The sequence below is a fragment of the Nocardia tenerifensis NBRC 101015 genome (assembly GCF_000308715.1).
Taxonomy (GTDB): Bacteria; Actinomycetota; Actinomycetes; order Mycobacteriales; family Mycobacteriaceae; genus Nocardia; species Nocardia tenerifensis.
The window spans coordinates 47,965-55,737 of the sequence record NZ_BAGH01000282.1 but is presented as its reverse complement, the minus strand read 5'-3'; the positions used below and the strand labels follow the sequence as shown (position 1 = coordinate 55,737).

At 69.5% G+C, this 7,773-nt stretch carries 9 protein-coding genes and 1 pseudogene; 7 read left to right on the top strand and 3 right to left on the bottom strand.

Annotated features, from left to right (window positions below; genetic code table 11):
- Window positions 1-352, top strand: a pseudogene (locus ON39_RS21800) (MATE family efflux transporter); the annotation flags it as partial.
- A 114-nt stretch (window positions 353-466) separates the two neighbouring features.
- On the opposite strand, the gene ON39_RS21795 reads toward ON39_RS21800, so the two are convergent.
- Complete coding sequence (locus tag ON39_RS21795) at window positions 467-871, bottom strand: hypothetical protein (protein WP_146251133.1); 405 nt, start codon at window positions 869-871, stop codon at window positions 467-469.
- A gap of 224 nt (window positions 872-1,095) precedes the next feature.
- Here ON39_RS21795 and ON39_RS21790 point away from each other — a divergent pair, with 224 nt between their 5' ends.
- The 3 genes from ON39_RS21790 (at window position 1,096) to truB (ending at window position 3,681) form a co-directional block, all read left to right on the top strand.
- Entirely contained in the window at window positions 1,096-2,052 is a 957-nt protein-coding gene (locus ON39_RS21790) for a metallophosphoesterase family protein (RefSeq protein WP_085998243.1), read from the top strand.
- A 61-nt stretch (window positions 2,053-2,113) separates the two neighbouring features.
- Window positions 2,114-2,782 carry a 4'-phosphopantetheinyl transferase Npt gene (gene npt / locus ON39_RS21785; RefSeq protein ID WP_040737111.1) on the top strand — a complete coding sequence of 223 codons (669 nt, stop codon included), beginning with the start codon at window positions 2,114-2,116 and terminating at the stop codon, window positions 2,780-2,782.
- Window positions 2,782-3,681 (top strand): tRNA pseudouridine(55) synthase TruB, encoded by a 900-nt coding sequence (truB, locus tag ON39_RS21780; RefSeq protein ID WP_040737110.1) that lies wholly within the window; start codon window positions 2,782-2,784, stop codon window positions 3,679-3,681. Before npt ends, truB begins: the two co-directional genes overlap by 1 nt.
- 169 nt (window positions 3,682-3,850) lie before the next feature.
- On the opposite strand, the gene ON39_RS21775 is transcribed toward truB, so the two are convergent.
- On the bottom strand, window positions 3,851-4,459 hold the full coding sequence (locus ON39_RS21775) for a TetR/AcrR family transcriptional regulator (RefSeq protein WP_040737109.1): 609 nt from the start codon (window positions 4,457-4,459) through the stop codon (window positions 3,851-3,853).
- A gap of 144 nt (window positions 4,460-4,603) precedes the next feature.
- On the opposite strand from ON39_RS21775, the gene ON39_RS21770 reads away from it, so the two are divergent.
- Both ON39_RS21770 and ON39_RS21765 read left to right on the top strand, forming a co-directional pair.
- Window positions 4,604-5,014, top strand: a complete 411-nt coding sequence (locus ON39_RS21770; RefSeq protein WP_040737108.1) for a DUF4345 domain-containing protein — start codon at window positions 4,604-4,606, stop codon at window positions 5,012-5,014.
- A gap of 95 nt (window positions 5,015-5,109) precedes the next feature.
- Complete coding sequence (locus ON39_RS21765; RefSeq protein WP_040737107.1) at window positions 5,110-5,901, top strand: hypothetical protein; 792 nt, start codon at window positions 5,110-5,112, stop codon at window positions 5,899-5,901.
- On the opposite strand, the gene ON39_RS21760 is transcribed toward ON39_RS21765, so the two are convergent.
- Window positions 5,891-6,571: a metal-dependent transcriptional regulator gene (locus ON39_RS21760; RefSeq protein ID WP_051186902.1), complete on the bottom strand. Its 681-nt coding sequence runs from the start codon at window positions 6,569-6,571 to the stop codon at window positions 5,891-5,893. The two genes, ON39_RS21765 and ON39_RS21760, sit on opposite strands and share 11 nt — an antisense overlap.
- Window positions 6,572-6,801: 230 nt before the next feature.
- On the opposite strand from ON39_RS21760, the gene ON39_RS21755 reads away from it, so the two are divergent.
- Window positions 6,802-7,773: a bifunctional riboflavin kinase/FAD synthetase gene (locus ON39_RS21755; protein ID WP_083894606.1), complete on the top strand. Its 972-nt coding sequence runs from the start codon at window positions 6,802-6,804 to the stop codon at window positions 7,771-7,773.

The following is a 7,773-nucleotide window of genomic DNA, read 5'->3' as shown; positions in this document are numbered from 1 at the left end:
CGCAGGACTCATTCCAAGACTGTTCACCGACGACCCGGACGTGCTGAACCGCACCCACGTCGCCTGGTGGTTCTTCGTCTGCATCATCCCGGTGGCCGGGGTGGTGTTCGCCTTGGACGGCGTCCTGCTCGGCGCGGGCGACGCCGCCTACCTGCGCACCAGCACCCTCGGTGCGGCCGTGGTCGGCTTCCTGCCCGCGATCTGGCTCTCGCTGGCCTTCGACTGGGGCATCGCGGGCATCTGGTCCGGGCTGGTGGCCTTCATGGTGCTGCGTCTGGTCGCCGTGTCCTGGCGCGCCTGGTCCGGGCGCTGGGCTCAGGTCGGCGTCGAGGTCCCGAAACAGCTTGGATAAGCGCCCGAACCTCGAGGTCTGCCGAGGATCCGACGGCGCTTTGGTGCACAGGCGCTGATGTTTGCCCGGTTACCAGCGAAACCCCGGGCAGCGCCCGGGGTTTCGCGCTCACGGTCAGCTGTTGGTCAGAAAACACTGATCGTTCGGCAACGCCTCGACCGTGCCGACGGGCATGGTCACCTTGGCGCAGGCCAGCGTCGGGTACGAGCTCGGCGTGTCGGAGTCGGCCGGGAAGTCGGCGCAGTAGGTCAGGGCCAGGTGCTCGCCCGCGGCCAGCGGGCGGGCCAGGGTGAAGTTCGCGGGCGCGGGTTCCCTCGCGGAGAGCGTGTTCTGCCGTGGGTCGCCGTCGACGAACAGCGTGCACTGCACGGTGCCGCCCGGCAGGTCCGTGCTGATCCCGCTCAGAGTTGCGGTGACGGTATCGCCCACGACCTGCAAGGTCGCGCTGCTGGGTGGCACGATGGTCGCCCCGGCGAGCCCAGGTGCGGCGACGATGGCTGCCGCGGCCGATGATGCCACGGCAAACTTCCGAAATGTGTTGCGTGCGATCATGTCAGCCCAACCTACCGGTTCATCGATTTCGACTTGCCCGCTTCGGCGTCACTGTGGCGACGCCCTCGGCCAAGACCTCCGCCATACGGAGTGGTCGGCCCGCGTGCCGGAGAGCGGTATTCCCACTCGCGGCGAAATCACGCGGCGGGGTGACGGGCGAACACGGGTGCACCTGTGCCAAGGTAGGTGTGGTGATACCCAAGTTGATGGCGGTGAGCGACATTCACGTCGGGCACCAGGGGAATCGTCCGGTGGTCGAGCAGATTCGCGCCGACTCGCCCGAGGACTGGCTGATCGTGGCCGGTGACGTGGGGGAGAAGACCGACGACTTCCGATGGGCGCTCGAGCTGCTACGCGCCCGGTTCGCCAAGGTTATCTGGGTGCCGGGCAACCATGAACTGTGGACGACGGCGAAGGACCCGGTGCAGATGACCGGCGTCGCCCGCTACGACTACCTCGTGTCGATCTGCCGGGATCTGGACGTGCTGACCCCCGAGGATCCGTTCCCGGTGTGGGAGGGCGCGGGCGCGGAGAAGCACGGCGGCTCGGTGACGCTGGCGCCGCTGTTCCTGCTGTACGACTACTCGTTCCTGCCCGAGGGCGCGACCACCAAGGCCGAGGGGCTGGCCATCGCGCGCGACCGCAACGTGGTCGCCACCGACGAGTACCTGCTCTCCTCGGACCCCTACCTCACCAGGGACGCGTGGTGCCACGCCCGCGTGCAGGTGACCAAGCGCAAGCTGGACGCGCTGCCCGAGGGCACGCCGCTGGTCATGATCAACCACTTCCCGATGGTCCGCCAGCCGACGGACGTGATGTTCTACCCCGAGTTCGCACTGTGGTGCGGCACGGTGCTCACCGCCGACTGGCACACCCGCTACAACGTGGTCTGCTCGGTGTACGGCCACCTGCACATCCCGCGCACCTCGTACTACGACGGCGTCCGCTTCGAGGAGGTGTCCCTCGGCTATCCGCGCGAGTGGCAGCGTCGCGGCCTGCCCGACCCGCTGCTGCGCCAGATCCTGCCCGCCCCGGAATACCCGCCGGGCTCGCTGAACTCGTGGGGCGGTCACTTCAAGGTCACCCCGGAGATGGAGGCGGCCGCCGCGGAGATGCGCGCCAAGGCCGAGCGTCGGCGCGGCGTGTGAGCGCGAGCGTCGGCGGGATGGTCGTGCCGGGCCGGCCTCGCCTCGTCTAGGCTCGTCGCTGATGATCGAGACAATATTGCCCGCGGGTGTCGCGTCGGCCGAGCTGCTGGAGTACCCGGAGGACCTGAAGGCGCACCCGGCCGAGGAGCATCTCATCGCGAAGGCGGTGGAGAAGCGGCGCCGGGACTTCATCGGCGCCAGGCACTGCGCTCGGCTGGCGCTGGCCGAGCTCGGCGAGGCGCCGGTGGCGATCGGCAAGGGCGAACGGGGCGCGCCGATCTGGCCGCGCGGGATCGTCGGCAGCATGACGCACTGCGACGGTTATCGCGCCGCCGCGCTGGGGCACAAGCTGCGTTTCCGCTCGATCGGGGTCGACGCCGAGCCGCACGCGGCGCTGCCCGAGGGTGTGCTGGACTCGGTGAGCCTGGCGCCGGAGCGGGAGTGGCTGAACACGACCTACACCGGCCTGCACCTGGATCGGTTGCTGTTCTGCGCCAAGGAGGCGACCTACAAGGCGTGGTTCCCGCTGACCGCGCGCTGGCTCGGCTTCGAGGACGCGCACATCACCTTCGAGATCCAGGACAGCACCGAGGATTCCGGCCGAGGCACCTTCCACAGCGAGCTGCTGATCCCGGGGCAGATTACCGACGGTGGGACGCCGCTGATCTCGTTCGACGGGCGGTGGCTGATCGCCGACGGGTTCATTCTCACCGCGATCGTGCACGCCTGATGGACGGTCTCGGCGGGCTGCTGATCGTCGACAAGGACGGTGGGCTGACCAGTCACGACGTCGTCGCCAAGTGCCGGAAGCTGTTGCGCACCAAGAAGATCGGTCACGCGGGCACGCTCGATCCGATGGCGACCGGCGTGCTCGTGCTCGGCGTGGAGCGGGCCACCAAGCTGCTCGGCCTGCTCACGCTGACCACCAAGGCCTACAACTCGACCATCCGGCTCGGGCAGGCCACCACCACCGACGACGCCGAGGGCGAGGCGCTCTCGACCACCCCGGCCGGGCATCTCGCCGACGACGAGATCGCCGCGCGCACAGCCGCTCTCACGGGCGATATCGAGCAGGTGCCCGCGACCGTGAGCGCGATCAAGGTGAACGGCGAACGCGCCTACGCCCGGCACCGCGCGGGCGAGGAGGTGCGGTTGGCCGCGCGCCCGGTCACGGTGTCGCGCTTCGACATTCGCGCACGCCGCGATGTCGGGGAGTTCGTCGACCTGGACGTGGTCGTCGAATGCTCCTCCGGCACCTACGTGCGCGCGCTGGCCCGCGACCTCGGCGCCGCGCTCGGCGTCGGCGGTCACCTGACGGCGTTGCGCCGCACCAGGGTCGGCCCGTTCACCCTCGAACACGCCCGCACCCTGGACGAATTGGCGTCGGCGGCCGAGGCGGGCGCCGCGCCGCTGAGCCTCGACATGGACGAGGCCGTGCGAACCGCCTTCCCGCACCGCGAGATCGATGAAAGTCAGGTCAACGACCTGCGCAACGGTCGCTGGCTCGAACCCGTCGGCCTGGCCGGCGTGTACGCCGCGCTCGCGCCGGACGGCCGGGCCATCGCGCTGCTGCGGGAGAGCGGCAAGCGCGCGGCGTCGGTGATGGTCGTGCGCCCGTCCAATCTTTAGGTCGTGTGCCCTAGTCCATCCGAAGCGCTTCCGGTGTCCTCGTCTCTGAGTTGCGGAGCGAGGTGGGTCAGCCGGTCGCGCTGCGGCAGGGCCGGGCGGTGGTCGACCGCCGCGGCCAGAGCGATCGTGCTCACCCCTGGTGGCTGGCTGCATCCGGCCGGGCCAGGCCCTACTCGGAATTCGGTGCCGGTGGGATCTCGGATCCGAGGATCGGCTGTAGCGCCCCCATCAGTGCGCCGAGGCTGATGTCGAGCAGCTCCGCGCGCGAATAGTGCTTGTTCTCCAGCCATTCCACCGTCAGCACCCGCACGAAGGTGAGCCAGCCCAGCAGCACCGAGGACACGCGGAGGCGCTGGGTCCCCTCGAGACCGAGGGCGTCGAGGACCCGTCGGCGCAGCTCGCCGAGTTCGCCCTCGATGATCGCCTGGATGGTCGGGTCGCCCGCGAGCACGCGATTGGCCGCCAGCACGCTGTGCGCGTTGGCCTCGAAATAGTCGAAGTGGGTCCGCAGCCCGGCGGCGAGCTGTTCGAGGGGCGGCTTGCCGTCGTCGAAGGGCGTGGCGCCCAGTAATTGATCCGTCGCCTGCTCGTAGACGCCGGCGAAGAGGTCGCGCTTGCTCGGGAAGTGGCGGTAGAGCAGGGCGCGCGAGACGCCAGCGGCCGCGGCGACGTCCTCCATCAGCACGGCGTCGTAGGCGCGCTCGGCGAACAGGCGCGCGCCTGCTTCCAGCAGGACGCGTCGGCGTTCGTCGGGGGAGAGGCGGCGTCGAGGGGTCACCCGCGAAACTCTAGTTGACGTCTGTCTACTAAGCGTCGTAATGTCTCTTAGTAGACAGACGTCAACTTGTGTGCGGGCGGTGGTCCCCGGCTGGGAAAACCGTTGCCCGACGGTGGAATTCGATGAAACCCGCGGAGGAACAGCATGGCAACCGCACTGAAATGGCTCTCCCTGGCGATGGGCGTGGCCTGCGTCGCGATCGGCATCTTCCACATGGCCCTCGGCATCAACAGCGTGCCCGACATGGGCGACTCCGGCGTCACGTCCGACAGTCAGAGCCGCTTCTTCGGCGCGATCTTCCTCGGCTACGGCGTCGCCTGGCTCTGGGCCGCCCGTCAGGCCCCGATCTCGGCCACCGCCGTCCGCTGGCTCGCGGGGATCTTCCTGCTCGGCGCGGTCGGCCGCGTCATCTCCCTCGCCGTCTACGGGTGGCCGCACTGGTTCCAGATCGTCCTCACCGTCATCGAGATCGTCCTGCCCCCGATCTTCTTCTGGCTCGCCAGTGCGGACGAAAAGCGCTCCGCTCCAACGCAGGCCGCTCCCAGCTACGTCTGACGCGCTGCACTGGTCGCGCCCGACCCGAGGTAACCAATGGGTAGGCCACGGCGATAGGCCGAGTATCCGCTCGCTCGATTGGGGAGGTGGGAGCGATGAACGGTCTCGGGGCGCTCCGAGTTGGGATTCTGCTGGCCGCAGTGGTCGTGGCCGGATCCGCATGCGGGGCAGGTGATTCGGGCGCGCCGTCGCGGGAAGGGCCGGCGGCCAGTTCATCGCGGGTGGGGGCGACGGCCAGTTCCTCTGTCCCGTCGACGCAGGCCACAACCGTTGTGCCGCAGGGTAATCCGTCATCAAGTCCCGCGACGGAGGTGCTCGGCACCGCCGTCATCCGCACCCGGACCCTCTCCGGCACGCCGGTGCCGAACGTGCCGGTCCGTCTGTCCCAGGTACAACCGTGTGACGCGGCGTCCCGGGACATCTCGCCCGATGCCAAGGAAGTCCTGCACCGCGAAGCGACCACCGACGGCTCCGGCGTCGCGCGCTTCTCGGTGCCGCTCGGCTGCTACTACTTCGGCCTGGGCACCCCGCCGCCCGGCGCCACACCGGTCCCCGAGGGAATGCACAGCCTGTTCCTGGTCCGCGCGGGCGAGCCGGTCTCGGGCGAACTGCGCTTCCAGGAACCACTCTCGCCGCACTGCGCCGCCGCGACGATCGTGCACGACCTCGACGATATCGGTGAATTGACCAGCTACAACGCCAAGGTCAGCGAGTGCGACGGCGCTTGGGCCGTCATAGTGTGGGACATCCACGGCGACAGCCAACGCATCGTCCGCCACGCCGCGGACGGCTGGGCCACCTACGTCGTCTTCCCGCATGACATCTGCTGGTCGAAGGCCGCCGCCGACGGTGTCCCCGCCCGGCTGCGGCCGTACTTCAGCTGCTGAGAGTCAACCAGATCGCCTCGGCGGCGGGGCTCCCCAGATCGATGGGCGTCTCGGCGGCCCCGATGCGAATCGCGATGGTACCGGCGAAGTCTCGGCGCTCCACCACGGTGATGGCGGTGTCCAGCGCGATGCCGACCGAGTCGAAGTAGCGGAGCATGTCGGGGTCCGAGTCGGAGATGCGGGCCACCCGCCCGGACTCGCCCGCGCCGAAGTCGCTGAGCTGACGGGCGGGCGGGGTCGGCACCGCGCCGTCGACCGAGGGGATGGGGTCGCCGTGCGGATCACGGTCGGGGTAGCCGAGTTTGGCGTCGATGCGCGCCATCAGCAGCTCGGAGACCGCGTGCTCGAGCACCTCGGCCTCGTCGTGCACCTCGTCCCAGCCGTAGCCGAGTTCGTTGACCAGGAACGTCTCGATCAGCCGGTGCCTGCGCACCATCGCGATCGCGGCCCGGCGCCCGCCCTCGGTGAGGGTGATCGAGCCGTAGCGCGCGTGCTCGACGAGCCCTTGGTCGGCGAGCTTGCGCACGGCCTCGGAGACGGTGGACGCGGACACCCCGATGCGCTCGGCGAGCAGCTTGGTCGACACCTTCTCCTGCGACCACTCCTGCGCGGTCCAGATCACCTTGAGGTAGTCCTGGGCGACCGAGGAGAGCACCGGCGCGATCGTCACGGTGCCGCCGTCAGCCCGGGTCGGCGCGGCGGCGTCGGCTAGCTCACGACGGGTGGTGATGTCTCGTTTACCGGGCACATACTCGAGCTTAGGCACATGCCCGGCGAATGACACAGCTCGCCGCACGGTGGGGACGGGGATTCACCGTGCGTACACGACACCGGAAGCGTTGTGTGACATCGCGGACTTCGGTCGAACCCCGTTCAGCCGCGCGATATAAGCTGCCGACTGTGCAGAGATGGCGAGGGCTGGACGACGTTCCCGCGGACTGGGGCCGATGTGTGCTCACGATCGGTGTGTTCGACGGTGTGCACCGCGGTCACGCGCAGCTGATCAGCAGAGCGGTGAAATCGGCCGCCGCGCGCGGTGTTCCCGCGGTGCTCATGACGTTCGATCCGCACCCGATGGAGGTGGTGCGCCCCGGCTCCCACCCGGCCCAGCTGACCACGCTGACCCGCCGGGCGGAGCTGGCCGAGGAGCTGGGCATCGACGTGTTCTGCGTCATGCCGTTCACTCAGGCCTTCATGAAACTGACCCCCGCGCGCTACGTGCACGACCTGCTCGTCGAGCGCCTGCACGTGGTCGAGGTCGTGGTCGGCGACAATTTCACTTTCGGCAAGAAGGCCGCGGGCACCATCGAGACCATGCGCGAGCTCGGCGGGCGCTGGGGCTTCGAGGTCGACGGGGTGAAGCTGCTCGGCGAGCACGCGGTCACCTTCTCCTCCACCTACATTCGCGCCTGCGTCGACGCGGGCGACATGGCGGCCGCCGCCGAGGCGCTCGGCCGGCCGCATCGGGTCGAGGGCGTGGTGGTGCACGGCGACGGCCGCGGCCGTCAGCTCGGCTTCCCGACCGCGAACGTCGCGCCGCCGATGCACGCCGCGATCCCGGCCGACGGCGTGTACGCGGGTTGGTTCACCGTGCTGGGCCCCGGCCCGACCATCGGCACCGTGACGCCGGGGCAGCGGGCGATGGCGGCCATCTCGGTCGGCACCAACCCGACCTTCTCCGGCCGGGCCCGCACCGTCGAGGCCTATGTGCTCGACGGCGAGGCCGACCTCTACGGCCAGCACGTCGCGGTGGACTTCGTCGACCATGTCCGCGGTCAGCGCAAGTTCGACTCCGTCGACGAGCTGATCGAGACGATGGGCCGCGACGTGGAGAACGCCCGCAAGATCCTCGCCGCGATCAACGACAAGTAG